Origin of the sequence: Nocardiopsis exhalans, from assembly GCF_024134545.1 — a bacterium.
Lineage (GTDB): Bacteria > Actinomycetota > Actinomycetes > Streptosporangiales > Streptosporangiaceae > Nocardiopsis > Nocardiopsis exhalans.
In genome coordinates this window covers 1,101,690-1,125,408 of record NZ_CP099837.1, presented here as the reverse complement: position 1 = coordinate 1,125,408, position 23,719 = coordinate 1,101,690, and the positions used below count along the sequence as shown (strand labels likewise).

Genomic DNA, 23,719 nt, shown 5'->3' with positions numbered 1-23,719 from the left:
ACTCCGAGCGCCGAAGATGCGGGAGAACCCCTCATCCAGGTGAGCGGAGGGCCGAGTCGTCGGAGGTTGGCAGCCGAGGCGACCCGGTCACGGTTTGGTACCGTCGAACGCCGCGCTGGGTTGGCGCACCCAGGGCGGGCGGAGGGCCGTGTTGTCCGTATTGCCCCTGATCCAGACACCCGGCTCGTGACGGTGCCCGGTCGGGGGCAGACACCCGAGCGCCGCCGCCCGTCACGACCGGCGGCTCACCGAGGAGGTCGTCGATCTCAGTGGCCAAACAGATCGAACAGCTCGACCGGGTCATCATCCGGTTCGCCGGGGACTCCGGCGACGGGATGCAGCTGACCGGTGACCGTTTCACCCAGGAGACCGCGTCGTTCGGCAACGACCTGTCGACCCTGCCGAACTTCCCCGCCGAGATCCGTGCCCCCGCGGGCACCCTTCCCGGGGTCTCCAGCTTCCAGCTGCACTTCGCCGACCACGACATCATGACCCCGGGGGACGCCCCGGACGTGCTGGTCGCGATGAACCCCGCCGCGCTCAAGGCCAATCTCGGCGATCTGCCGCGGGGCGCCACGATCATCGTCAACACCGACGAGTTCACCAAACGCAGCCTGGCCAAGGTCGGCTACACGGTCGACCCGCTCACCGACGGCACCCTGGACGCGTTCCACGTCAGCGCGGTGGGCCTCACCTCGATGACGGTGGCGGCCCTGGCCGACTCCGACATCTCCAAGAAGGACGCCCAGCGCGCGAAGAACATGTTCGCCCTGGGACTGCTGTCCTGGATGTACAACCGGCCGACGGAGGGGACGACGTCGTTCCTGAAGTCCAAGTTCGCGAGCAAGCCGGACATCCTCGCCGCCAACCTCACGGCCTTCCAGGCCGGGTGGAACTTCGGTGAGACCACGGAGGACTTCGCGGTCTCCTACGAGATCAAACCCGCGAAGCTCCCGGCTGGCACCTACCGCAACATCACCGGGAACCTGGCCACCGCCTACGGGCTGATCGCCGGGTCCCGGCAGTCGGGGCTGCCCCTCTTCCTGGGGTCGTACCCGATCACCCCGGCCTCGGACATCCTGCACGAGCTCTCCCGGCACAAGAGGTTCGGCGTGCGCACCTTCCAGGCCGAGGACGAGATCGCGGGGGTCGGCGCGGCCCTGGGCGCCTCGTTCGGCGGCTCCCTCGGGGTGACCACCACCTCGGGCCCGGGCATGGTGCTCAAGCAGGAGGCCGTGGGCCTGGCGGTGATGACCGAGCTCCCGCTGGTCATCATCGACGTCCAGCGGGCCGGACCCAGCACCGGCATGCCCACCAAGACCGAGCAGACGGACCTGCTGATGGCGCTCTACGGGCGCAACGGCGAGTCCCCGCTGCCGGTGGTGGCGCCCTCCTCTCCCGCCGACTGCTTCGACGCGGCGGTGGAGGCGATCCGGCTGGCGGTCAAGTACCGAACCCCGGTGATCATGCTCTCCGACGGCTACCTCGCCAACGGTTCGGAGCCCTGGCGGCTGCCGCGGGTGTCGGAGCTGCCGAAGATCGAGCCCGCGTTCGCCACCGAACCCAACGGGCCCGACGGTGAGTTCCTCCCCTACCTGCGCGACGAGGAGACGCTGGCCCGCCCCTGGGCGGTGCCGGGCACGGCGGGGCTGGAACACCGCATCGGCGGGATCGAGAAGCACGCCGAGAGCGGCGACATCTCGTACACGCCGGACAACCACGACCTGATGGTCCGCACCCGCCAGGCCAAGGTCGACGCCATCGCCCGGGACATCCCCGAGCTGGAGGTGTCCGACCCCACCGGCGACGCGAAGGTGCTCGTGCTGGGCTGGGGCGGAACCTACGGGTCCATCACCGCCGGGGTGCGCCGGGTGCGGCGCGCGGGCGGCCGGGTGGCCCAGGCGCACCTGCGCCACCTCAACCCCTTCCCCGCCAACCTCGGCGAGGTACTGCGGAGCTACGACCGGGTCGTGGTCCCGGAGATCAACCTGGGCCAGCTGTCGCTGCTGCTGCGCGGCCGCTTCCTGGTGGACGTCATCGGTTACAACAAGGTCCGCGGGCTGCCCTTCAAGGCCGAAGAGCTCGCGGACGTGCTGCAGGAGGTCATCGACCGTGACTGAGAACCTCAACGGGGCCTCGCACCAGAACGGGACCGCGGGACCGAACGGCACCGCGCAGGGCGAAGGGCTGGCCGGACTGCGGCTGGTGCCCAAGACCGACACCGAGTACAAGATGAAGGACTTCAAGTCCGACCAGGAGGTGCGCTGGTGCCCCGGCTGCGGTGACTACGCGATCCTGGCCGCCTTCCAGTCCTTCCTGCCCCAGCTGGGCGTGCCGCGCGAGAACATCGTGATGGTGTCCGGGATCGGCTGCTCCTCGCGGTTCCCGTACTACCTGAGCACCTATGGCGTGCACTCGATCCACGGGCGCGCCCCGGCGATCGCGACCGGGCTGGCGACCAGCCGCCCCGACCTCTCGGTGTGGGTCATCACCGGGGACGGCGACGGGCTGTCCATCGGCGGCAACCACCTGATCCACGCGCTGCGCCGCAACGTCAACATCAACGTGCTGCTGTTCAACAACCGCATCTACGGGCTGACCAAGGGCCAGTACTCCCCCACCTCCGAGGCCGGGAAGATCACCAAGTCCTCGCCGGTGGGTTCGCTGGACCACCCGTTCAACCCGGTGTCGCTGGCGTTGGGCGCGGAGGCGGGTTTCGTGGCGCGGACCGTGGACTCGGACCGCAAGCACCTGACCTCGGTGCTGCGGGCCGCGGCGGACCACCCCGGCGCGTCGTTCGTGGAGATCTACCAGAACTGCCCGATCTTCAACGACGACGCCTTCGAGCCGTTGAAGGACCCGGCCGCGCGGGACCTGCGGCTGCTGCGGATGGAGCAGGGCGAGCCGCTGCGGCTGGGCCCGGACCGGGGTGTGGTCTCGGGCGAGTTCGGCGGTCTGGAGGTCGTGGACGTGGACTCGGTCGGCGAGGACCGGCTGATCCGGCACGACGCGCACCGCCAGGACCCGGGGTACGCGTTCGCGCTGTCCAGGCTGGACCAGCCGGCGTTCGAGCACGTGCCGGTCGGCGTGTTCCGGGACGTGCGGCGGCCCACCTACGACGACCTGCTGAACGAGCAGGTGGAGGACGCACGGGCCGAGCGCGGCGACGGTGAGCTGGCGGCGCTGCTGGCCAGCGGGGACACCTGGACGGTCGACTGACCGGGCACGGGCCCCTCGCGTAGTCCTCTCGGAGGACGCCGGGTATCCCCTGAGGTATTCCCCCGGGCGGCGTCGGGAAGTTCACCGGCGCCGCCCGGCTCTGTGTACACGAGGGCCCGGCCCCCAGGCAATACGCTTCCCCCATGCGTATCGTCATCGCCGGAGGACACGGGAAGATCGCACTGCGGCTGGCCAGGCTTCTGGCAGCCCGCGGTGACCAGCCCGTCGCCCTCATCCGCAACCCCGACCACACCCAGGACGTCGTCGACGCCGGGGCCGAGCCGGTCGTCATCGACCTGGAGCAGGCCTCGGTCACCGAGTTGACCGAGAAGATCATGGGCGCGGACGCCGTGGTGTTCGCCGCCGGTACCGGGCCGGGCAGCGGTGCCGCCCGCAAGTCCACCGTGGACCACAAGGCCGCGTCCCTGACCGCCAACGCCGCAGCCCTGGCCGGGGTGCGCCGCCTGGTGCAGATCTCCGCGATCAACGTGGACCAGCCGGTGCCGGAGGGCACCGACGAGGTCTGGGCGGCCTACATGGCGGCGAAGAAGGCCGCCGACGACGACCTCAAGGAGCACGACCTCGACCTGGACTGGACCATCCTGCGTCCCGGGCGGCTGACCGACGAGGCCGGAACCGGCCAGGTGGACCTGGGCGAGGCCGTGGAGCGCCATGACGTGACCCGTGACGACGTGGCCGCGGTGATCGTCGCGCTTGTGGACGAACCACGTACGGCCAAGAGGGTTCTCAACCTGGTGAACGGTAGGACACCCGTCCTCGAGGCCGTCCGCGCCGTCGCCGGATAAGCGGTTCCGGACCGTGGGGCCCGGGGCTCCGGTCCTCGGAGTTCCCGAGCGTCCCGGGGAGTCCCGGGAGGTCCTCGGCGGTTCCCGTCTTCCGTGGCGGTTCCGGCCCTCTGTGGCCAGATGCCCCCATAGAAGGCATGATGGTGGGCGGAGCCCGGCGGAATCCCGTCACGGTGGACGCGGACGACCGGGAACGACCCCGACGGGTGAAGCAGCTCCGCAGAGCAGATGGGTACGGTTATTCATGAGCGTCACACAGGTCGTGAGGGACAGCACGGTCGTCGAGCACGCCAAGGTCGCCGCGCAGCAGAAGCGCCGGATGTTCATCATCCAGCTCGAGGTCAACGCCTACGACGAGGCCTCCAGCAAGCTGCGCCCTGGGCTGACCCGCATCCTCGAGGGCATCGAGGAGGCCGGGTGGCGCCTTGAGCTGATCACCCCGAGCGAGTCCGGCGAGTCCGCGGCCGCGCGGCTGTTCATCTTCCGCCCGGACACCGACTCCAAGAAGGAGCCGGAGCAGGCCGAGGCGCAGCAGCAGGCCCCGCAGCAGGACCAGAGCGGGCAGCAGCAGGCTTACCAGCAGCACCCCACGGGCGCCCAGCCGCAGCAGGACCCGTACGCGGGTTACGGCCAGCAGCAGCCCGGCTACGGGCAGCAGCCGCAGCAGGGTTACCCCGGTTACGACCAGCAGCAGTACCCGGGTTACGGGCAGCAGCAGCCGGGTTACGGCCAGCAGCCCGGCTATGGGCAGCAGTACCCGGGTTACGGACAGCAGCAGGGCTGGTAGCCGAACCCGCTTTCCCGACGGCAGGGCCCGCACGGTGTGACCGTGCGGGCCCTTCTCTGTGTCCCTGGTGTCCGACTTGTGCCCGCCTTTGTGCCCCCACGGCGTGCAATGTCAGACAGTGAAGCATTCCGATGCATTCGCCAGAAGTCTTCTCTGGCCAGGCTTTCGGTTGTGTAACGCGGACGCCCACAAAGCCGCGAAATAACGGTCATGTCGCCCCCGAAGCTGAAGAAACTCCGGGGAAACTCTGGATTCTTCCTCGAAACTACTTCGAGCATGGGCTTGGCTACGCTAAGTTAATTCCGGCGGCCGCAGCCAACCTGTTTTGCACTTCCGAAAGGTAACCACCATGACCCGTATCGCCAAGGTTTCCGGATTCGTCCTGGCCGCTGGCCTCGCCTTCGGCGCCCTGAGCGGGACCGCCGCGGCCGACAACAACGCCAAGATCCAGAACATCACGATCCCGATCTGCGTGGACGTCCTCAAGGCCTCCGGCGTCAGCGCCAGCGGCTGCAACGTCGTCGACTGGGACTCCGCCACGGGTATCGCCGTCCACGACTAGTCGTCGCGACAGGTACCCGAGCTGTCGCGACACACCCCCGGGTCCTCGCGACACGCCTCATCAGACCTTCCCGTAGCACTCGAACAACACGACCCGAAAAGGAAGCACACCATGAAGCGCATCACCGCCGTCTCCGGCCTCGTCCTCGCCACCGGCCTCGCCCTGGGCGCCATGACCGGCACCGCCGCCGCGGACAACAACGCCAACATCCAGAACGTGACCGTGCCGATCTGCGCCGACGTCATCTCCTTCGCGGGCTTCAGCTCCAAGGGCTGCAACGTCACCAACATCACCGAGACCACCGGTATCTCCATCAAGAACTGGTAGTCCACACTCCCAGAGCGCGGATGACGCGGGGCACGGTGCCATGGCACCGTGCCCCGCTCTCCTGTGTTCCCGAGGGCGAACGCCCGGAATGGAACCCCCGAACACCGGTCAGGCTCCGCAGACGCCCTCCGCGACACCCTCCACCGGGTCCGTCACCAGCCGTGCGTGGGCCGCCGTGTCATAGCGCGAGGTCCCGTAGCGGAGCTTGGCCCGCTCGATCCCCTCGGGCCGAAAACCCGCCCGCCGCGCGGCCACGCACGACCCCGGGTTGTTGATCCGGTGCCCCGTCTCCACCCGGTACAGGTCCAACTCGGCGAAGGCGAACTCCGTGGCCAGCCGGGCCCCGGCCGAGGCCACACCCCGGCCCTGCTCGGCGGGGTGCGTCCAGTAGGACAGCCAGCCGAAGTCGTGTCTGCGACTGGAGACCGAGACCTGGACGTGGCCCAGCGCCCGGTCCGTGCCGTCGACCACCACGAACCCGTGGACGTCCTTCTCCTTGGCGAGGATCTCCCGCCGCGCGATCCAGTCCAGTGCCTCGTCCGGTGTGTGCGGCACGTCCGACTCCTGCCAGGCCAGTTCGTCCCAGCGGAAGGCCTCCAGCAGCCGGTCGACGTCGCCCCGGTTCCACTCACGTACGCGGTACAACCACAACCCCTCTCACCGACGATCCAGATCGCGCCAACCTAGAACCGTCGCCGGGCCGAGACAAGTCCTTTCCCGCACCGCGGGCGGAAAAGGGGAGAAGCACGGACGTGTCACGGATGGGCCGGTGTGATACGTCTTCCCTGACATGACGACGACAGAGGTCTTCGAGGAGCACCGCTCCCTGCTGAACGGGGTCGCCTACCGCATCCTCGGGACGGCCGCCGACGCCGAGGACGTGGTCCAGGAGGCGTGGCTGCGCTGGGACCGGGTCGCCGGGGGCGAGGTCGACAACCCGCGCGCCTACCTGGTCACCGTGGTCTCCCGGCTGGCCATCGACCGGCTGCGTAAAGCCAGTTCCCAGCGCGAGTCCTACGTGGGCGAGTGGCTGCCCGAGCCGGTCAGCGACCTGCCCGACGGCGCCGAGCGGGCCGAGCTCGCCGATTCGGTGGAGTTCGCGCTCATGGTGGTGCTGGAGACGCTCAGCCCCCTGGAGCGGGCCGTGTTCGTCCTGCACGAGGCCTTCCAACTGCCCTACGCCCAGATCGCCCAGGTGATCGGCCGCAGCGAGGAGGCCACCCGGCAGCTGGCCCGGCGGGCCCGGGACCACGTGCGGGAGCGCCGCCCGAGGTTCGAGGCCGACCAGTCCCAACGCCGCAGGATGACCGAGCGCTTCCTCCAGGCCTGCCTGGAGGGCGACCTGGACGGGCTCAAGGGACTGCTGGCCGACGACGCCACCATGGTCAGCGACAGCGGCGGCAAGGCCCGGGCACCGCTGCGGGTGATCCAGGGCTCGCACAAGGTGGGCCGGTTCCTGGCATCGGTGTCCCAGGAACGCAACACCACGCGTTTCCTGCGGTCCGTGGGTCTGGAAGCGGAGACACGGTTGGACATCGGAGTCACCGAGGTCAACGGGGGGCCCGCCGGAGTGCTCTCCGTGGAGGGGTCCCCGGTGCTCATGCTGACGCTGGACGTGATCGAGGACCGGGTCCAGCACGTGTACCTGTTGGTCAACCCGGACAAGATGTCACGTCTGCGGGTGGCCGATCCGTCCTAGGGGCATGGACATCACCGTTGTGGGCGGCGGCCCCGCCGGACTGGGCGCGGCCGCCGCCGGACCCGGCGCGCCCCGGACGGTCGGGCCCGCTCAGCCGGGGAGGTGGCTGACCGCCTCGACGTTGTTGCCGTCGGGGTCGCGCACGAACGCCCCGTAGTAGTGCTCGTGGTACTCGGGCCAGGCCTTCGGCTCGTGCAGGACTGCCGCCCCCGCGGCGACGGCGGCCTGGAAGAAGGCGTCGACCGTCGCCCGGTCGGGTGCCCCGAACGCGATGTGCGACTCCCGGGCCGGGCCCTCCGTCTCGCTGGGCGAGATCCAGAACCGGGGGTGGTCGGTGCCGTAACCGATCACCGGCCCGTACTGGAGCATGCGCCGATGCCCCAGCGCGGCGAGGGCGGCGTCGTAGAAGGCGGCACTGGCTTCGTGGTCGGCGACCTGGATACCGAGGTGATCAAGCATGCCCTGAGGGTGACACGCACCACTGACATTCCCCGGCTTGCGGGCCGACCTCGACCAGGCAGAACCAAGCCTGTGGAAACCGGCCGGTAACCCGGCGTGACTCCGAATACTGGTCTCCATGGACCCGAGGAGGCATCATGTCTGTCATGACCATCAGGCACCCGGACGGACCCGAACGTCGGCTGACCGTGGACGACCTGGAGAACACCCCGGACGACGGACGTCGGTACGAGCTGGCCGACGGGAGGCTTGACGTGTCCCCCGACCCCACCAACAAACACTTTCGTGCCGCCAGCCGACTCAACACCTTTCTCAACACTCTCTGCCAAGGCGAGCTCGAGATCGGGGAGGGGCCCGGGGTCAACCTCAACTCCGAACGAACCAGCCACCGCATACCGGACCTGGCAGTCTTCGACTGCGACATGCCAGAAGGCAAGTACTTCGATGTCCCACCTCTGCTGGCGGTGGAGATCGTCTCGCCTGAGAGCGTGTTCAGGGACAACCACATCAAGCGCCAGGAGTACGCGGCTTTCGGGATCCCCTCCTACTGGATCATCAATCCTCTGGCCGACAAGATCGGCCTGCTGGAACTGCGGCTGTTCGACGGCCAGTACCAGGTGGTTACACAGGTGTACGGGGAGGAGGTCTTCGAAACCGACCTGCCCTTCCCTGTCAAACTCGTCCCCCACTGGCTGGTCGCGAGCGGACCCTGGTTCAAGAACCTCGGCGGGCCGGAAGCGCCCTAGCCTTCGGTGACATCGGAGTCGGTGCCCTCAGCCACGGCCCCTTCGGCCCGGTCGGCGCGCGCTCGCGCCCTACGAACCACAGGCGTGTCGGCGGCGTCACACTCCGATGCGGGTGCCCCTCCACCCGCCGGGTCCCACCGGTGCTCCCAGCACGGGGACCCGTGGTCACGGTGAGGAGCCGCATGGAGTTCTTCCGGAACCGCACTCGCCCCCTTCGGCCCCTGCGGGACGCGGGCCCCGCCCCGGTGCTGTCCCTGTTCGCTGTCCGGTTGGCCGAACGACTGGTGCCGCCGCTGACCGCGCTGGCCCTGGCCGCCCTGGTCACCGAGATCTCCCCGCCCGTCTCCGCGGAGCTGTTCACCGCGGCCCTCGTGCCGATCCTCCTGCTCGCCCTGGTCCTGCTGGCCGGGCACCTGGGCGAGTCCGCGGCCGCTCCGCTGGAGTACCTGGTCAAGTCCCGGGTGGACGGCGCCCACCGTTCCCGGGTGGCCCGGATGGCCGCCTCGGCGCCCGGTATCGCCGCTCTGGAGTCCCCCGAGGCCCGAAAACTCCTGCGTGAGGTGCGCGCCGACCCCGACCACGGGGTGGAGACCACCCCGGGCGACGGTGCCGTCGCCGTGCTCAAGTGGGTGTGCGGGCTGCTGGGCGCGGTGGTGACCTGCGCGATCCTCCTCCAGTACGCCTGGTGGGCGGTTCCGCTGATCCTCATCCCGGTGATCGTGAACCGCACGGTACGGTTCCGCCAGTCCGCGACCGCCGCCGACCACTGGCGGCTCGCGATCAAGGGCGAGACGCACGCCGACGTGTGGCGGAACGCGACGGTGTCCCCGGCCGAGGGCAAGGACGTGCGGGTCTTCGGGCTCACCGACTGGATGGTCGAGCGCATGCAGGGCCACATCCGCGAGGCCAACCAACCGCTGTGGTCGCACGTGACCCGCGTCATCCGCTTGCAGTGGCTGTCCGCGGCCCTGATGGTCGCCGGGCTGCTGCCGGTGTACCTGCTGGTCACGGCGGACGCGGTCGGCGGGGCGGCCACGGTGGCCGTGCAGACCGCGGTGCTCGCCGCCGGGTGGTCGCTGTTCCAGTCCCTGGGCTCCGCGCTGGAGCTGCACCACATGGCGGGCGCGGCCGAGGTCGCCCGCTCCACGGACCGGCTCCGGCAGCTGCTCGCCGGACCGGAGGCAGCCGACGGGACCCGGCCGGGACTCCCGGCGGCCGTCCCCGAGCGGGTTCGGGTGATCCGCTTCGAGGGGGTGCGCTTCGCCTATCCCGGCACGGAGCGGGAGGTCCTGGACGGGGTGGACCTGGAGATCCGCACCGACGAGCTGCTGGCCGTGGTCGGCCTGAACGGGGCGGGCAAGTCCACCCTGATCAAGCTGCTGAGCGGGCTGTACCGGCCCACTGGCGGCCGGATCACCGCGGACGGCGTGGACCTCGCGGAGACGGACCCCGAAGAGTGGCGGGCCCGGCTGTCGGTGATCTTCCAGGACTCCAACCGCTACGAACTCACCGCCCGGGAAAACGTCCTGCTCGGGGCGGCGGCCGGAACGGGTGGCGGATCCGGGGCCGCCGAGGAGGCCGACCTGCGCGCCGCCGCGGTGGAGGCCGGGTTCGTGCCCGTCCTCGAACGCCTCCCCGACGGCTGGGACACCCCGTTGGCCCGCTCCCGCACCGGCGGGGTGGATCTGTCCGGCGGCCAGTGGCAGCAGCTCATGCTCGCCCGGGCCCTGTACGCGGTGCGGCGCGGCGCGAACCTGATCGTCGCCGACGAACCCACCGCCCACCTGGACGTGCGCACCGAGTTCGAGCTGTTCGGCCGGCTGGCCGAGCGGCGCCGCGACACGGGGATCGTGCTCATCTCGCACCGGCTCTCGACCGTGCGCCGGGCCGACCGGATCGTCCTGCTGGACGGCGGGCGGATCACCGAGAGCGGCACCCACGAGGAACTGATGGAACGGGGCGGGGTCTACGCCCGGATGTTCGCCGTGCAGGCTCAGCGCTTCCGGAGCGGGCCGGGCGGGGAAACGGCGGAATCGCCGGACGCAGCGGAAAGGGAGGACCGGGTATGAGGCGCTACCTTTCCCTGTGGTGGGAGGTCCTGCGGCTGTCGTGGCGGAGCACCCCGGGGTACACGGCGGGCACGCTCGGGGTGATCGCGGTGTCCGTGGTCTCGGTCGCCGCGGTCGGTCTGACCATGCGCGCCACCCTCGACGCCACCGCGCGGGGTTCGTCGGAGACCGCGCTGATCGGCGCGGTCGGCGTCGCCCTCGCCTACGCGCTCACCCTGGTCGTCCAGGACCTCACCAACGACTGCGTGGGCACCGTGGCGGACCGTACCGGCAGACTCGGCCTGCACCCGCTGGTGCACCGCGACATCAACTCCGTCGAGGGCCTCGAACACCTGGAGCGGAGCGACTTCCTGGACCGGGTCAGCATCGTGCGCCGTTCCACCGGGTTGATCGCCCGCAGCGCCTGGAACGCCCTGCTGAGCCTGTCCAACCTCCTGAAACTGCTGCTCACCGTGGTACTGCTGGGCAGTGTGCACCCGCTGCTGCTGGCGCTCATCCCGCTGGCGGCGGTACCTGTCTGGTGCAACCACCGGGGGCAGCTGTCCGTGCAGCGCGCCGAGGTGGCCGGAGCGGAGTCCTACCGGTTGCAGCAGCACCTGTTCGAGACGGTGGCCTCGGCCGAGGGCGGTAAGGAGGTCCGGGTCGCCGGGGCCGCCGACCGGCTCATCGGACTCCAGGAGCAGGCCTGGGACGAGGCGGTCCGGATCCGGTTCCGGGCCCGGGTCAGCGCCGCGCTGTGGAACGCCGCCGGGTGGGCGGTGTTCGTGGCCGCCTTCGCCGGAGCGGTCGCGCTGGTCGTGTACCGGGCCGCCACCGGGGCCGGCGGCGTGGGCGACCTGGTCCTGACCGTGATGATGGCGGTGAGCCTGCGCCAGACCATGCAGAGCACCGTGGCCGCCACTGTGGAGGCGTCCGGTTCGCGCAGAGTCGTGGAACCGTACCTGTGGCTGCGCGCCTACGTGCGCGCCCAGCGTGCACGCGCCGTCACCGCCGACCCGCCGCCCACCTCACTGAGGCGGGGTATCTCCCTGGACCGGGTGGACTTCACCTACCCGGGCACCGACCGCAGGGCGCTGGACGGGGTCACCGCGGAGCTGCCCGCGGGTGCGGTGGTCGCGGTGGTCGGCGAGTACGGCTCGGGCAAGACCACCCTGGTGAAGCTGCTGCTGTCGCTGTACGCACCGGATTCGGGGAGTATCCGGCTGGACGGCGCCGACCTGGCGGGGATCTCGGTCCCGGCCTGGCGGAAACGCTGCTCCGCGGTGTTCCAGGACTTCGGCCGCTTCCGCATCCGCTTCGGCGAGACGGTGGGGATCGGCGACCTGCCGCGGATCGGCGACGCCGAAGCGCTGGTCGGGGCCGTGCGCGCCGCCGATGCCGAGGGCCTGGTCGGGCGGCTGCCCGAGGGGATGGACAGTCAACTGGGCCGCGAACTTGGCGGGACCGACCTGTCCGAGGGGCAGTGGCAGCGGACCGCCCTGGCCCGGGGGTCGATGCGCACGGACCCGCTGTTCTTCGTGCTGGACGAGCCGACCGCCTCGCTGGACGCGCACAGCGAAGAGGCGATCTTCCGCCGGTACATGGAGCGGGCCCGGGTGTACGGGAGGCGGACCGGCGCGGTGACCGTGGTGGTCTCGCACCGTTTCTCCACGGTGGCCGGGGCCGACCTGATCCTGGTGATGGACCGGGGCCGGATCACGGAGTCGGGCGGCCACCGCGAACTGCTCGCCCGGGGCGGGACCTACGCCGAGCTGTACGGCATCCAGGCCCGCGCCTACGCGCCGGGCGACCGGGGGTGAGGGACGCGGACGGCGGGCCCCGGGGCCCGCGTCAAGGGCTCCCCCTCAGCAGGCGGGTGAAACCGGTGGGACGATGCTGTAACAGATGTTCCGAAAGCGAAGGATCGCCGCTGTGAAGTCCTCGACCATCGCCGACTCGATCCGGACCCGCCTGGGCGACTTCAGCTCGGGAGAGCGCCGGGTGGCGAGGGCTTTGCTCGCCTCCTACCCGACCGCCGGGCTGGAGACGGTGCGGCTGTTGGCCGAGCGCGCCGGTGTCAGCGCCCCGACCGTTCTGCGCTTCGCCAACCGCCTCGGTTTCGCCAACTACCCCGAGTTCCAGCGGAGCCTGCTGGAGGAGCTCTCCGAGCGCGACCAGTCGCCGCTGAACGCCTACAGCTCGGGGGCCGCGGAGGGGGCGCGGGAGAGCCTGGACCCGGAGCACCTGGGGCGGTCGGCCGCCGCGACGCTCTCCGAAGCGGTGGAGGAGACCCTGACCGGGATCCCGCGTTACGAGCTGGAGGCAGCGGTCGGCCTGCTGAGTGACACCGACCGGCGGGTCGTCGCCTGCGGCGGCCGCTTCTCCCGGGTACTCGCCCAGTACCTGGTCCTGCACCTGATGCAGGTGCGGGGGCGCAGCACGGTGCTGCCGGACAGCCCGGTGGAGCGGGCCGACCTGCTCTGCGACGCGGGTCGGCGGGACGTCTTCGTGATCCTGGACTTCCGCCGGTACGAGGAGGAGCACCTGCGCCTGGCCGAGAGGGTGGCCGAGCAGGAGGCCAAGGTCGTCCTGCTGACCGATCGCTGGCTGTCGCCGGTCTCGGGGGTGGCCGACGTGGTCCTGCCCGCGCAGGTCGGCTCCCTGTCCGCCTACGACTCCCTGGTGCCGACCATGGCGGTGTGCGAGGCGCTCGTCGCGGGTGTGATCCACACGCTCGGCGATCGGGCCGAGGAGCGGCTGCGCCGTTTCGAGGAGACCAGCCGGGGGTTCGGGCTGCTCTGACGGCCCGGCCACTCGGGCCCCTCACCGGCAGAAAGTGTTCTTCTTGTTCCATCGTGCCAGCTCATACCCAGGTAACGATTCATACGTTATACATTGCTCGAACATCAGGTGATCTGTAACACTTGTTTCAGTCTTTCCGGCTGGCTGAACCGAAGAGGATCCCCTTGATGAACACGATGCTGCGCGCGGGCTCGATACTCGCCCTCCTGGGCCTGATGACCACGGCCTGCGGATCCGACGACACCCCCGAGCCCGCCGCCGGGCCGGTCACCATCGAGGACGTGGGGCCGGTCGAGGCCGACGACGCGCTGGTCGGGCAGCTCCCCGACCGCCTGAGCGAGGGCGATCGGATCAGCGTCGCCACCAACGCCCCCTACGAACCCTTCATCGCCTTCCTCGAAGAGGGCAACCAGAAGGACTTCGTCGGCCTGGACTACGACCTCATGCTCGCGGCCTCGGCGCGGCTGGGCCTGGCGGCCGAGTTCCAGCAGCAGCCGTTCGACGGCCTGGTCCCCGGCCTGCAGGCCGGGAAGTACGACGTCATCGTGGGCGGCATCACCGACAACCGGGAACGCCAGGAGGTCGCCTCCTTCGTCGACTACTCGGCCTCGGGCACCGGCGTCCTCACCACCGGCGAGAACCCGTCGGGGATCGGGGCGATCTCCGACCTGTGCGGTCTGCACGTGGCCGTGCAGCAGGCCTCACGCCAGCAGGAGATCCTCGAGGACTACGCCGAGGAGAACTGCGACGAGCCGATGGAGATCACCAGCTACCCCGAGAACACCCAGGCGGTGACCGCGCTCAAGGCCGGCATGGTCGACGCGGTCGGGGCCACCCAGGTCAACCTCGTGCAGACCGCCGCGGAGCTCGGGGACGAGGTCGAACTGGTCATCGACCCCGACCACCCCAACGGCTACCTGGCCAGCCCCAACGGCTTCGGCTTCCTCAAGGCCGAGGAGGAACTGGTCGAGGCCTACCGCGCCGCCCTGCAGTCGCTGATGGACGACGGCACCTACGAGCAGATCCTCGCCAAGTGGGGCCAGGAGGCCATCGCCCTGGACGAGGCCACCGTCAACCAGGCGATCGACTGACCCTCCCCTCCTCCCCCGCCGGACGGCCCCGCCGCGGGCCGCCGGCCTCCCCGATCCCAAGGAAACCACCATGCCGACCCCGGCCGCACCGCCCACGCCCCGGGCCGCCGCCCCGCCCCGACCAGAGGAACTCACCGCCGTCCCCGTCCGCCACTACGGGCGCTGGCTGGGAGCGGTCCTCGTCTCCCTGGCCGCCGGATCCCTCCTGTGGTCGCTGCTGACCAACCCCAACCTCGACATCCGCCTGGTCCTGAGCTACCTGACCCGCGACTTCGTCCTCAGGGGCTTGGGCATCACCATCGTGCTCACCGTCGTCGCGATGGTGATCGGTGTGCTGGGCGGCGTGCTCCTCGCCGTCATGCGCATGTCCCCCAACCCGGTGCTGCGCACCGTGGCGTGGTTCTACCTGTGGTTCTTCCGCGGTACACCGCTGCTGGTCCAGATCATCTTCTGGGGCTTCCTCGGGGCGCTCTACCCGCGCCTGTTCGTGGAGATCCCCTTCACCGGCATCGTCCTGTTCGACGAGCCCACGAGCCAGATCGTCACGCCCTTCGTCGCGGCCGTTCTCGGCTTGGCGCTCAACGAGGTCGCCTACGCCGCGGAGATCATCCGGGGCGGCATGCTCTCGGTCGACCGCGGCCAGACCGAGGCCGCGCAGGCGCTGGGGATGCGCCGGATCAAGATCCTGCGGCGGATCGTCCTGCCCCAGGCGATGCGGGTCATCGTCCCGCCCATGGGCAACGACACCATCAACATGCTCAAGATGACGGCCCTGGTCTCCGTCATCGGCGGCAGCGACCTGCTCACCGCCGTGCAGAACGTCTACGCGCAGAACTTCCAGGTCATCCCGCTGCTCGCGGTGGCGGTCTTCTGGTACCTGGCGCTGACGAGCCTGCTCTCGGTCGGACAGCACTACCTGGAAAAGCGTTTCGGCCGGGGGTTCGGCGAGACCGCCGCGCCCCGGGGCGGGGCACTGTCCCGACTCATCAGCACCAAGGAGCGACTGTGACCGTGACGGCAAGCGACGAGATCGTGGTCGCTGAGGGCGTGCGCAAGAACTTCGGCAGGCTGGAGGTGCTCAAGGGCATCGACCTGACCGTCCAGGCCGGCGAGGTGTGCTGCATCCTCGGCCCGTCGGGCTCGGGCAAGTCCACGTTCCTGCGCTGCCTCAACCACCTGGAGAAGATCGACGGGGGCCGCCTGTCCGTGAACGGACAGCTGGTCGGCTACCGCCAGGTCGGCAACCGCCTGCACGAACTCCCGGAGCGGGAGATCGTCGCGCAGCGGCGCGAGATCGGGATGGTCTTCCAGCGGTTCAACCTGTTCCCGCACCTGACCGCCCTGGAGAACGTCCTGGAGGGCCCGCTGCACGTGAAGGGGGAACCGCGCGGCGAGGCGGTGGCACAGGCGCACCGGCTGCTGGAGAGGGTTGGGCTGGCCGAGAAGGCCGACACCTATCCCGGCCAGCTCTCGGGCGGCCAGCAGCAGCGCGTGGCGATCGCCCGGGCCCTGGCGATGCGCCCGACGGTGATGCTCTTCGACGAGCCGACCTCCGCGCTGGACCCCGAACTGGTGGGCGAGGTCCTCGACGTGATGAAGGACCTGGCCCGCGAGGGCATGACGATGATCGTCGTCACGCACGAGATCGGTTTCGCCCGTGAGGTGGCCACCCGCCTGGTCTTCATGGACGGCGGCACCGTCATCGAGGAGGGCGACCCGGCGAGCGTCCTCGACGACCCGCAGCACGCGCGCACCCGCGCGTTCCTGTCCAAGGTCCTGTGAAGGGGATGCGACACCTCCTGGAGGGGGCCGAGCGCCTCTACCCGCAGTACCTGGAACGCCTGGCCGAACTCGTGTCCATCGACAGCGGCTCCCTGGACGCCCGCGGCGTCGACGCCGTGGGCGACCGGATCTGCGCCTACCTCTCGGCGGCGGGACTCGGAGCGGAGCGGCACCGGGTGGTGCACCCCGACGGCACCGGGCTGGGGGACGCGGTGGTCGGACGGCTCTCCGGCCGCGGAAGCGGACCCCGGATCCTGCTGGTCGGCCACATGGACACCGTCTTCGAGCGCGGGACCGCCGCGGAGCGGCCGTTCTCCGTCCGTGAGGGCAGGTGGGCGCACGGCCCCGGCGTGTGCGACGACAAGGGCGGCCTGCTCGCCGGGATCACCGCCCTGACCCAGCTCGCCCCGGACTGGGACGGCGGTGAGATCACCCTCTACTGCGGCCCCGACGAGGAGATCGGATCGCTGGGCAGCCGTTCCCTGCTCAGCGTTCTGGCGGCGGAGGCGGACGCCGCCCTGTGCCTGGAGTGCGCGCGGGCCAACGGCGACCTCGTCTGCGGCCGCAAGGGCGTGGCCGACGTGGAGATCCTCTTCCGCGGCCGGGCTGCCCACGCGGGGATCGACCGCGACCTGGGAGCCAACGCGGCCCTGGCCGCGGCCCTCGCCACGGTCGAACTGGAGGCCCTGAACGGCCGGTGGCCGGACGCGGGCCTCAACGTCGGGGTGCTGCGCGCGGGTGAGCGGCCCAACGTGGTGGCCGGTCAGGCCCGGCTGGTCCTGGACGTGCGGGCCGAGCACAGCGCCACCTTCGAGGCGGTGCTGGCGGCGGTCCACCGGATCGTCGAGGGCCCGCTGGTGGCCGGGGTGAGCGCCACGACCGAGGTGATCGCCCCCTCCCCGCCCTGGCAGACCGGGCCCGGGCAGGGCTGGATGCGCGACGAGGCGCTGCTTCTGGCGCAGGAACTCGGGATCGCCCTGCGGGCCGCGAGCACCGGCGGCAGCGCCGACGCGAACCTGGTCGCCGAACACGGCATCCCGGTGCTCGACGGGCTGGGCCCGGTCGGCGGAGGCGACCACGGCACCGACGAGTGGCTCGACCTGCACTCGGTGGTACCGCGGGTCGCGCTGCTGGTCGGGCTGATCAGAAGGGTTTCCGAGGCCCTGGCGGACCGGGGGGTCCTGGCCCGGGAAGCGCGCTAGCCGCACCGCGGTAGCGCGTACGGGGGAGAGAAGCGGCCGCCCCGCCCCGGGGCGGCCCACAGCGAGGAGGTAGAGATGACACGAACACCTCTGGGCGGACTCACACGTACGGGTGCCGCCCTGGTGGCCACCGCCCTCACCGCGGCACTGAGCGCACCGATGGCCGCGCACGCCGACAGCTCAGCGGGCCCCGGCCCGGTGGTGCTCGTCGGAGGCTCCCTTGCGGACGAGCGCATCTACCGGGAGATCGTCGAGCTGGCGGGCGGCTCCCGGGCGCGCTTCGGGATCGTCACCGCGTCGTCGGTTCCCGAGTCCTGGGACCCCGACGCCGGGACCGACCGCTGCAACAACAGCAGGTGCAACGGCGAGTACTACGCGGACCTGCTCCTCGACCACGGGGCCGGTTCGGCCGAGTGGATCCCGGTGGACCTGGACCACCTCGACAACGCCGAGTCCGCCGAGGTCGTGGAGCAGGTCGGCTCGATGGACGGCTTCTTCTTCGGCGGCGGCGACCAGTACCGCTACGTCACCACCCTGCTGCGCGGACCCGAGCACGAGGACAGCGCCGTCCTCGCCGCGATCCGCGAACGCCTGGAGCAGGGCGCCCTGGTGGCGGGCACCAGTGCCGGGGCCGCCATCCAGCAGCAGGGTCCGATGGTCACCGGCGGGGACAGCTACCAGGGGGTGCGCGACGGTTCGTCCCCCGGCTACTTCGACGACCCGACCGTGCTCGGTTACCTGGAGGAGGGCGGCTTCGGTTTCTTCGGCCACGGGCTGGTGGACACCCACTTCGCCGAGCGCGGCAGGCAGGGCCGGATGATGCGTCTGGCCGCGGACACCGGACAGGACCGGGTCTTCGGCGTGGACGAGGACACCGCCCTGGTGGTCACCGGTCCCGGCCGGATGAGGGTGGTGGGCGGCGGAGCCGTGCACGTCCTCGACCTGCGGCGGGCCTCGGCGGGTTCCGTCAGCGGCGAGTGGAGCGTGTCGGGCGTGCGCTGGTCGGCGCTCACCCACGGCGATACCTATGACGCCGTGTCGTGGACCGCGTCCCCCGGTGAGGGCAAGGCGCCGCTGCGGCCCTCCGGCTCCTCCGCCAGGAAGGGCAAGGACGTCTTCTCCTCCTACGACGCGCCCCGGCGCAACCCCGGTGAGATGCTGCGCCTGGCCCGGGAGCTCGCCGACAGCGGCAGGAGCACCGGCGTGGACGGGCTGACCTACGAGCGCTCCCCGCGCTTCGTGGTGGAACTGGACAAGACGGACGGGTTCGCCGCCTACCGGAGCAGTGCGGAAGGCGTCTCCTTCATGGACCTGCGGGTGGGCGTGTTCCGCCACTGAGCCGGGCCCCGGGACCGCTCCGGACACCGGTGGCACCTCCGCCTTCGCCCCGCCGGGCCCGCGCCCGGCGGGGCGACCCGTGTCCGGGTCCGAGGAAGCGGCGGGAGGGGGCGCGGCCGCGGAAGCGACGTCCGCTGACGCAGCTCGGAGGGGAGCGGGGTAACCTCGTCGGGCCAGTTCAACTCCACTCGGTGGAACAGGGAACCCGGTGGGAATCCGGGACTGACGCGCAGCGGTGAGGGTGACGGGCGGGCACGTCACGGGAGTCGTCTCCCGGGACAGCCACTGGGGCGACGCTCCGGGAAGGCGCCCCGTACCGGTCGAACCCGAGTCCGAAGACCTGCTGGCACTGGCGGTGAGCAACCGCCAGGTCATCCGCGGACCCCGCGCACGGGTCCCCCGACCCGAAGGACACGCATGCCCGATGTGGCCCGCACGCGGCGTGACCGCTGCCCCGGCGTACTCAGACCCTGGTCCGCCGACGACGGGCTGCTGGTCCGCCTGCGCCTGGTCGGCGGCCGGCTCCCCGCCGACTCGCTGCTCGCCCTGACCGCCGTGTCCGAGGAGTACGGAACCGGACGAATCCACGTCACCGGCCGGGCCAACCTCCAGCTACGCGGCCTGCCGGGTGACCGGGGGAACCTGCTCCCCGAGGTACGGCGCGCCCTGGAGGGGACCGGTCTGCTGCCCTGCCCCAGCCACGAACTCGTGCGCAACATCATGGTCTCCCCCTGCACCGGTCAGCGGGCCCCGGCCGGCGGGCGGTCCGACCTGCGCCCCCTCGCCTCGGCCCTGGACACGATGCTGTGTTCCGTCCCGCGCCGCGCCGAGCTGCCCGGGCGCTTCCTGTTCGTGCTGGACGACGGGCGCGGCGACCTGCTCGACCGGTCCTGCGACCTCGGGCTCGTCGCCCTGGACGAGCACCTCGCCCAACTGAGGCTGGGTGAGGACTGGGGGCCGGTGGTCCCGCTCGACGAGGCCCCCGCCGCGCTCCTGCGGTTCGCGGACGAGTTCCTTGACCGTCGCGGAGAGGGCCCCACCGCGCCGTGGCACGTGGCCGAGCTCACCGCGCCGCTGGCCGAGCCGTCACCGCCCGACCCGCGGCTGCCGGAGCCCTCGCCTCCCCTGCCGTACGGGCCCGTGCCCGGAGGCGGATTCCACATGCGCATCACCGACCGAGGGCTGGACCACGGTGCGGTGGAGGACCTCACCGGGAGGGCTTCGGACGCAGGACACGGAGAACTCGTCGTCACGCCCTGGCGCGGCGCCCTCGTCCCCGGGGAGGCACAGTGACCGAACCGCGTCGGCCGAACCGGCACTACGAGTACGTCGACGACGGTCCCGCGATCTACGTCGACTCCTTCGCCACCATCCGGCGCGAGGCCCGCCTGGAGCACCTGCCCGCCAACGCCGAACGGCTGGCCGTGCGGATGATTCACGGCACCGGCCAGGTGGACCTGGCCGAGGACCTGGTGGTCCACCCCGACCTGGTCCCCGCCGCCCGGGCGGCCCTGGAGGGCGGCGCACCGATCCTGTGCGACGCGCGCATGGTGGCCAGCGGGGTGACGGCGCACCGCCTGCCCAGCGACAACGAGGTGCTCTGCTTCCTCGGCGACACCAGGGTCCCCGACCTGGCCCGGGTATGGGGCACCACCCGTACCGCGGCCGCGGTGTCCCTGTGGGAACCGCTGCTCGAGGGCGCCGTGGTCGCCGTCGGCAACGCCCCCACCGCGCTGTTCCACCTGTTGGAGATGCTGGCCGACGGGGCGCCCCGACCAGCCGCGATCATCGGCTGCCCGGTCGGTTTCATCGGTGCCGCCGAGTCCAAGCAGGCGCTCGCCGAGTTCGCGAGGCTGCACGGTACCGACATCCCGTACGTGACGGTCCGCGGGCGTCGCGGAGGCTCCGCGATGACCTGCTCAGCTCTCAACGCACTCGCCAAGGAGGAGGAGTGACCGGACGTTTCCACGGCGTGGGTGTCGGCCCCGGCGACCCCGAGCTGATCACCCTGAAGGCGGCCCGGCTGATCGCCGCCGCCGACGTCGTCGCCTACCACGCGGGTGTGGGCAAGCGGTCCAACGCCCGCCGTATCGCCGATTCCCTGATCCCGGACTCGGCGGTGGAGGAACAGCTCACCTACCCGGTCACCACCGGCGCGACCGACCACCCGGGCGGGTACGCGGGGGCGCTGGCCGACTTCTACGAGGACTCCGCGGCGCGGCTGGCCGCGCACCTGGACGCCGGGCGCGACGTGGTCCTGCTCTCCGAGGGCGACCCGCTGTTCTACGGCTCGTACATGTACATGCACGACCGGCTCTCCGAGCGGTACGAGACCGAGATCGTGCCCGGGGTCCCGGCGTTCGGCGCGGCGGCGGCAGCGGCGGCGGCTCCGCTGGTCCGGCAGACCGACGTGCTCACGGTGTTGCCCGGCACCCTGCCCGAGTCGGAGCTGGCCCGCCGTCTGGCGGACACCGACGCGGCGGTGATCATGAAGCTGGGCCGGACCTTCCCCGCGGTGCGCCGCGCGCTGGAGTCGGCCGGGCGGCTGGAGCACGCCGTGTACGTGGAGCGCGCCTCCATGGAGGGTGAGCGCAGGCTCCCCGTCGCCGAGGTCGACCCGGCCACGGTGCCCTACTTCTCCCTGGTCCTGGTCACCGGGGACAGCCGCAACGGCAGGAGGTCCCGCGAACAGGCGGTACCGGAGCCCCAGGCCGCCGAGCCCGCCGCCGCGGCCGCCGAACTCCTGGTCGTCGGGCTGGGTCCCGGCCCCGACCACTGGCTCACCCCCGAGGCCTCCGCCGCGCTGGCCGAGGTCGACCACGTGGTGGGTTACGGCCCCTACGTCAACCGTGTCCCGCAGCGCCCCGGCCTGACCCGGCACGCCTCCGGCAACACCGTCGAACTCGATCGTGCCCGCCTCGCCCTCGACCTGGCCCGCCAAGGGGAGCGGGTGGCGGTGGTCTCCGGCGGGGACGCCGGGGTGTTCGGCATGGCCACCGCCGTTTTCGAGGCCGCCGAGGACCCCGAGTACGCGGAGGTTCCGATCCAGGTGCTGCCGGGTGTCAGCGCCGTGCAGGCGGTCGCGGCCCGGGCGGGCGCCCCCGTGGGCGGTGACTTCGCGGTGATGAGCCTGTCGGACCGGCTCAAGCCCTGGGAGGTGGTCGAACGTCGGCTGCGCGCCGTCGCCGAGGCCGACATGGCGCTCGCGGTCTACAACCCGGCCTCGCGTTCACGCACCGAACAGATCGCCACGGCGGTCAGGGTCCTGCTGGAACACCGCAAACCCGAAACGGTCGTCGTGGTCGGGCGCGGCATCGGTCGCGAGGGTGAGTCCCTGACGGTGACCACCCTGGGCGAACTCGACCCGGCCGGTATCGACATGCGCTGCCTGTTCATCGTCGGCGCCTCGGGTACACGGGTCTCGCCCTCGGGGAGAGTCTGGACGCCGAGGTGGGTGAAGCCGTGACCGTGCACTTCGTGGGGGCCGGTCCGGGCGCCGCCGACCTGCTCACCGTCCGGGCCACCCGGATGCTCGCCGGGGCGGACGTGGTCCTGTACCCGGGGACCTACCTGGACCCGGAGGTACTGAACCACTGCGCGCCCGGCGCCGAGCTCGTGGACACCCAGGGCCTGGACCTGGACCGCATCACCGAACGGCTCGTCGCCGCGCACGGCGACGGCCTCGACGTGGTCCGGCTGACCTCGGGCGACCCCTCGCTGTACTCGGCGCTGGCCGAGCAGACCCGCCGCCTCGACGACCGCGGCGTCCCGTGGGACGTCACCCCGGGGGTTCCCGCCTACGCCGCGGCGGCGGCGCTGGCGGGACGTGAGCTGACGGTGCCGCTGGTGGCCCAGTCGGTGGTGCTGACCAGGACCCAGGCCCGCTCGACCGTCATGCCGGAGTCGGAGTCCCTGGCCGCGTTCGCCGCGACCCGGGCCACACTGGTGCTGCACCTGGCGATCCGCCGGGTGCGGGAGCTGATGGGGCGGGTCGAGCCCGAGTACGGCGCGGACTGCCCGGTCGTGGTCGTGTACCGGGCCAGCCAGCCGGACGAGGCGGTGCTGCGCGGCACGGTCGCCACCATCGCCGACGCGGTCGAGGAGGCGGGCCTGCGCCAGGCTGCGGTGATCCTGGTGGGGCGGGCGCTCGATCCCCGGTCGGGGGGCGAGTCGTACCTGTACGACCCGGCGCGGCGCCGTTGACCACGCCCCTGTGCCTGGCCCCGGTCAGCCGCGTCAGCGGGTGAAGCGCTTGAGCCCGGTGGTGTCCAGGGTGACGCCGATACCGGGGATGGGAACGGCCTCACCGTAGGGATGGGTGCTTCGGTCCAGGTACTGGCCTTGAACGGGTCGGCTGTGCACCACCACGGCGTTGGCGTCCCGGTCCACCAGAAGGTAGACGCCGATTCCGGTGGCCGCGTAGGCGGCGGGCTTCTCGACACGATCACGGGCATGGGTGTCGGCGTCCCAGGAGGTGACCTCGACCACGGCCAGGACTCCGTCCGGGTCAGCCCATTCCCCCGCCTGGTCGAAGTGACCGATCGGTGAGAGGACACCGTCGGGACGGGCGCGCCCGTTGCGATAGGTGTCGACCTTGATTCCCAGTCCGCTGGTGAGGAGGTCCAGATCGGGGCGATGGGCCATGAACCCACGCATCAGCCAGGTGAGGATCCCCGCGTGGGCTCCGTCGGTCACCTTGTGGACCCAGACCTTCCCGTTGAACATCTCCATACGAACGCGGTCGGCCTCGAATGCCTGTTCCGCGAGGTGCTCGAACAACTCGGGGCTCATCGGGAGCGTCGGCGTTTCGGGCGGCGGGTAGTGCTCTGCGACGGTCATGTGTCCCCCTGA

The 23,719-nt window shown here is 71.2% G+C and carries 22 protein-coding genes, 1 pseudogene and 1 riboswitch; of the genes and pseudogenes, 20 read left to right on the top strand and 3 right to left on the bottom strand.

Going from position 1 to position 23,719, the window contains the following annotated elements; genetic code table 11:
• Window positions 1–269: 269 nt before the first annotated feature.
• From NE857_RS05040 to NE857_RS05015, 6 genes and pseudogenes are all read left to right on the top strand, one after another.
• A pseudogene (locus NE857_RS05040) lies at window positions 270–2,078 on the top strand (2-oxoacid:acceptor oxidoreductase subunit alpha); the annotation flags it as partial.
• Window positions 2,079–2,112: 34 nt separating this feature from the next.
• Complete coding sequence (locus NE857_RS05035; RefSeq protein ID WP_425572131.1) at window positions 2,113–3,219, top strand: 2-oxoacid:ferredoxin oxidoreductase subunit beta; 1,107 nt, start codon at window positions 2,113–2,115, stop codon at window positions 3,217–3,219.
• Window positions 3,220–3,362: 143 nt separating this feature from the next.
• Window positions 3,363–4,025, top strand: a complete 663-nt coding sequence (locus NE857_RS05030; RefSeq protein WP_254420007.1) for an NAD(P)H-binding protein — start codon at window positions 3,363–3,365, stop codon at window positions 4,023–4,025.
• Window positions 4,026–4,269: 244 nt separating this feature from the next.
• A complete protein-coding gene (locus NE857_RS05025) occupies window positions 4,270–4,812 on the top strand; it encodes a hypothetical protein (RefSeq protein ID WP_254420006.1) in 543 nt (180 codons plus the stop codon).
• Window positions 4,813–5,161: 349 nt separating this feature from the next.
• A complete protein-coding gene (locus NE857_RS05020; protein WP_254420005.1) occupies window positions 5,162–5,374 on the top strand; it encodes a hypothetical protein in 213 nt (70 codons plus the stop codon).
• 111 nt (window positions 5,375–5,485) lie between these two features.
• Window positions 5,486–5,701, top strand: a complete 216-nt coding sequence (locus tag NE857_RS05015) for a hypothetical protein (RefSeq protein WP_254420004.1) — start codon at window positions 5,486–5,488, stop codon at window positions 5,699–5,701.
• A gap of 108 nt (window positions 5,702–5,809) precedes the next feature.
• Here the strand turns inward: NE857_RS05015 and NE857_RS05010 are convergent, their stop codons facing one another.
• Entirely contained in the window at window positions 5,810–6,346 is a 537-nt protein-coding gene (locus NE857_RS05010; RefSeq protein WP_184369129.1) for a GNAT family N-acetyltransferase, read from the bottom strand.
• 145 nt (window positions 6,347–6,491) lie between these two features.
• Here NE857_RS05010 and sigJ point away from each other — a divergent pair, with 145 nt between their 5' ends.
• Window positions 6,492–7,400, top strand: coding sequence for an RNA polymerase sigma factor SigJ (gene sigJ / locus NE857_RS05005; RefSeq protein WP_254420003.1), 909 nt, complete (start codon window positions 6,492–6,494; stop codon window positions 7,398–7,400).
• 90 nt (window positions 7,401–7,490) lie between these two features.
• Here the strand turns inward: sigJ and NE857_RS05000 are convergent, their stop codons facing one another.
• On the bottom strand, window positions 7,491–7,859 hold the full coding sequence (locus NE857_RS05000) for a VOC family protein (protein WP_254420002.1): 369 nt from the start codon (window positions 7,857–7,859) through the stop codon (window positions 7,491–7,493).
• A 146-nt stretch (window positions 7,860–8,005) separates the two neighbouring features.
• On the opposite strand from NE857_RS05000, the gene NE857_RS04995 reads away from it, so the two are divergent.
• The 13 genes from NE857_RS04995 (at window position 8,006) to cobM (ending at window position 23,071) form a co-directional block, all read left to right on the top strand.
• Window positions 8,006–8,605: a Uma2 family endonuclease gene (locus NE857_RS04995; protein ID WP_254421872.1), complete on the top strand. Its 600-nt coding sequence runs from the start codon at window positions 8,006–8,008 to the stop codon at window positions 8,603–8,605.
• 182 nt (window positions 8,606–8,787) lie between these two features.
• Entirely contained in the window at window positions 8,788–10,674 is a 1,887-nt protein-coding gene (locus NE857_RS04990; protein ID WP_254420001.1) for an ABC transporter ATP-binding protein, read from the top strand.
• The gene (locus tag NE857_RS04985) at window positions 10,671–12,473 is read left to right on the top strand and encodes an ATP-binding cassette domain-containing protein (protein WP_254420000.1); all 1,803 of its coding nucleotides are present in this window, start codon (window positions 10,671–10,673) and stop codon (window positions 12,471–12,473) included. The genes NE857_RS04990 and NE857_RS04985 overlap by 4 nt, the downstream gene beginning before the upstream one ends.
• A 112-nt stretch (window positions 12,474–12,585) precedes the next feature.
• Complete coding sequence (locus NE857_RS04980; protein WP_254419999.1) at window positions 12,586–13,455, top strand: MurR/RpiR family transcriptional regulator; 870 nt, start codon at window positions 12,586–12,588, stop codon at window positions 13,453–13,455.
• 167 nt (window positions 13,456–13,622) lie between these two features.
• Window positions 13,623–14,546, top strand: a complete 924-nt coding sequence (locus NE857_RS04975; protein ID WP_254419998.1) for an ABC transporter substrate-binding protein — start codon at window positions 13,623–13,625, stop codon at window positions 14,544–14,546.
• Between the two features lie 70 nt (window positions 14,547–14,616).
• On the top strand, window positions 14,617–15,555 hold the full coding sequence (locus tag NE857_RS04970; protein ID WP_254419997.1) for an amino acid ABC transporter permease: 939 nt from the start codon (window positions 14,617–14,619) through the stop codon (window positions 15,553–15,555).
• The gene (locus NE857_RS04965; protein ID WP_301184305.1) at window positions 15,552–16,328 is read left to right on the top strand and encodes an amino acid ABC transporter ATP-binding protein; all 777 of its coding nucleotides are present in this window, start codon (window positions 15,552–15,554) and stop codon (window positions 16,326–16,328) included. The genes NE857_RS04970 and NE857_RS04965 overlap by 4 nt, the downstream gene beginning before the upstream one ends.
• Before the next feature lie 5 nt (window positions 16,329–16,333).
• Entirely contained in the window at window positions 16,334–17,530 is a 1,197-nt protein-coding gene (locus tag NE857_RS04960; RefSeq protein WP_254419996.1) for a M20/M25/M40 family metallo-hydrolase, read from the top strand.
• 75 nt (window positions 17,531–17,605) lie between these two features.
• On the top strand, window positions 17,606–18,868 hold the full coding sequence (locus tag NE857_RS04955) for a cyanophycinase (protein ID WP_254419995.1): 1,263 nt from the start codon (window positions 17,606–17,608) through the stop codon (window positions 18,866–18,868).
• A gap of 158 nt (window positions 18,869–19,026) precedes the next feature.
• Window positions 19,027–19,230: riboswitch (cobalamin riboswitch) on the top strand.
• Between the two features lie 55 nt (window positions 19,231–19,285).
• Window positions 19,286–20,161: a ferredoxin-like domain-containing protein gene (locus tag NE857_RS04950; protein WP_254419994.1), complete on the top strand. Its 876-nt coding sequence runs from the start codon at window positions 19,286–19,288 to the stop codon at window positions 20,159–20,161.
• Window positions 20,158–20,823, top strand: a complete 666-nt coding sequence (locus NE857_RS04945) for a precorrin-8X methylmutase (protein ID WP_254419993.1) — start codon at window positions 20,158–20,160, stop codon at window positions 20,821–20,823. Before NE857_RS04950 ends, NE857_RS04945 begins: the two co-directional genes overlap by 4 nt.
• The gene (locus tag NE857_RS04940; RefSeq protein WP_254419992.1) at window positions 20,820–22,334 is read left to right on the top strand and encodes a precorrin-2 C(20)-methyltransferase; all 1,515 of its coding nucleotides are present in this window, start codon (window positions 20,820–20,822) and stop codon (window positions 22,332–22,334) included. The genes NE857_RS04945 and NE857_RS04940 overlap by 4 nt, the downstream gene beginning before the upstream one ends.
• Window positions 22,319–23,071 carry a precorrin-4 C(11)-methyltransferase gene (gene cobM, locus NE857_RS04935; protein WP_254419991.1) on the top strand — a complete coding sequence of 251 codons (753 nt, stop codon included), beginning with the start codon at window positions 22,319–22,321 and terminating at the stop codon, window positions 23,069–23,071. Before NE857_RS04940 ends, cobM begins: the two co-directional genes overlap by 16 nt.
• A 33-nt stretch (window positions 23,072–23,104) precedes the next feature.
• On the opposite strand, the gene NE857_RS04930 is transcribed toward cobM, so the two are convergent.
• Window positions 23,105–23,707 (bottom strand): Uma2 family endonuclease, encoded by a 603-nt coding sequence (locus NE857_RS04930; RefSeq protein WP_254419990.1) that lies wholly within the window; start codon window positions 23,705–23,707, stop codon window positions 23,105–23,107.
• Window positions 23,708–23,719 lie beyond the last annotated feature (12 nt).

Coding starts and splice junctions, on each gene's coding strand:
- NE857_RS05015 (WP_254420004.1), top strand. CDS start 5,486: ATGAAGCGCATCACCGCCGTCTCCGGCCTCGTCCTCGCCACCGGCCTC.
- NE857_RS04955 (WP_254419995.1), top strand. CDS start 17,606: ATGACACGAACACCTCTGGGCGGACTCACACGTACGGGTGCCGCCCTG.
- NE857_RS04995 (WP_254421872.1), top strand. CDS start 8,006: ATGACCATCAGGCACCCGGACGGACCCGAACGTCGGCTGACCGTGGAC.
- NE857_RS04990 (WP_254420001.1), top strand. CDS start 8,788: ATGGAGTTCTTCCGGAACCGCACTCGCCCCCTTCGGCCCCTGCGGGAC.
- NE857_RS04975 (WP_254419998.1), top strand. CDS start 13,623: ATGAACACGATGCTGCGCGCGGGCTCGATACTCGCCCTCCTGGGCCTG.
- NE857_RS04950 (WP_254419994.1), top strand. CDS start 19,286: ATGCCCGATGTGGCCCGCACGCGGCGTGACCGCTGCCCCGGCGTACTC.
- NE857_RS05025 (WP_254420006.1), top strand. CDS start 4,270: ATGAGCGTCACACAGGTCGTGAGGGACAGCACGGTCGTCGAGCACGCC.
- NE857_RS04930 (WP_254419990.1), bottom strand. CDS start 23,707: ATGACCGTCGCAGAGCACTACCCGCCGCCCGAAACGCCGACGCTCCCG.
- NE857_RS05020 (WP_254420005.1), top strand. CDS start 5,162: ATGACCCGTATCGCCAAGGTTTCCGGATTCGTCCTGGCCGCTGGCCTC.
- NE857_RS04960 (WP_254419996.1), top strand. CDS start 16,334: ATGCGACACCTCCTGGAGGGGGCCGAGCGCCTCTACCCGCAGTACCTG.
- NE857_RS04985 (WP_254420000.1), top strand. CDS start 10,671: ATGAGGCGCTACCTTTCCCTGTGGTGGGAGGTCCTGCGGCTGTCGTGG.
- NE857_RS05030 (WP_254420007.1), top strand. CDS start 3,363: ATGCGTATCGTCATCGCCGGAGGACACGGGAAGATCGCACTGCGGCTG.
- NE857_RS04970 (WP_254419997.1), top strand. CDS start 14,617: ATGCCGACCCCGGCCGCACCGCCCACGCCCCGGGCCGCCGCCCCGCCC.
- NE857_RS05000 (WP_254420002.1), bottom strand. CDS start 7,859: ATGCTTGATCACCTCGGTATCCAGGTCGCCGACCACGAAGCCAGTGCC.
- sigJ (WP_254420003.1), top strand. CDS start 6,492: ATGACGACGACAGAGGTCTTCGAGGAGCACCGCTCCCTGCTGAACGGG.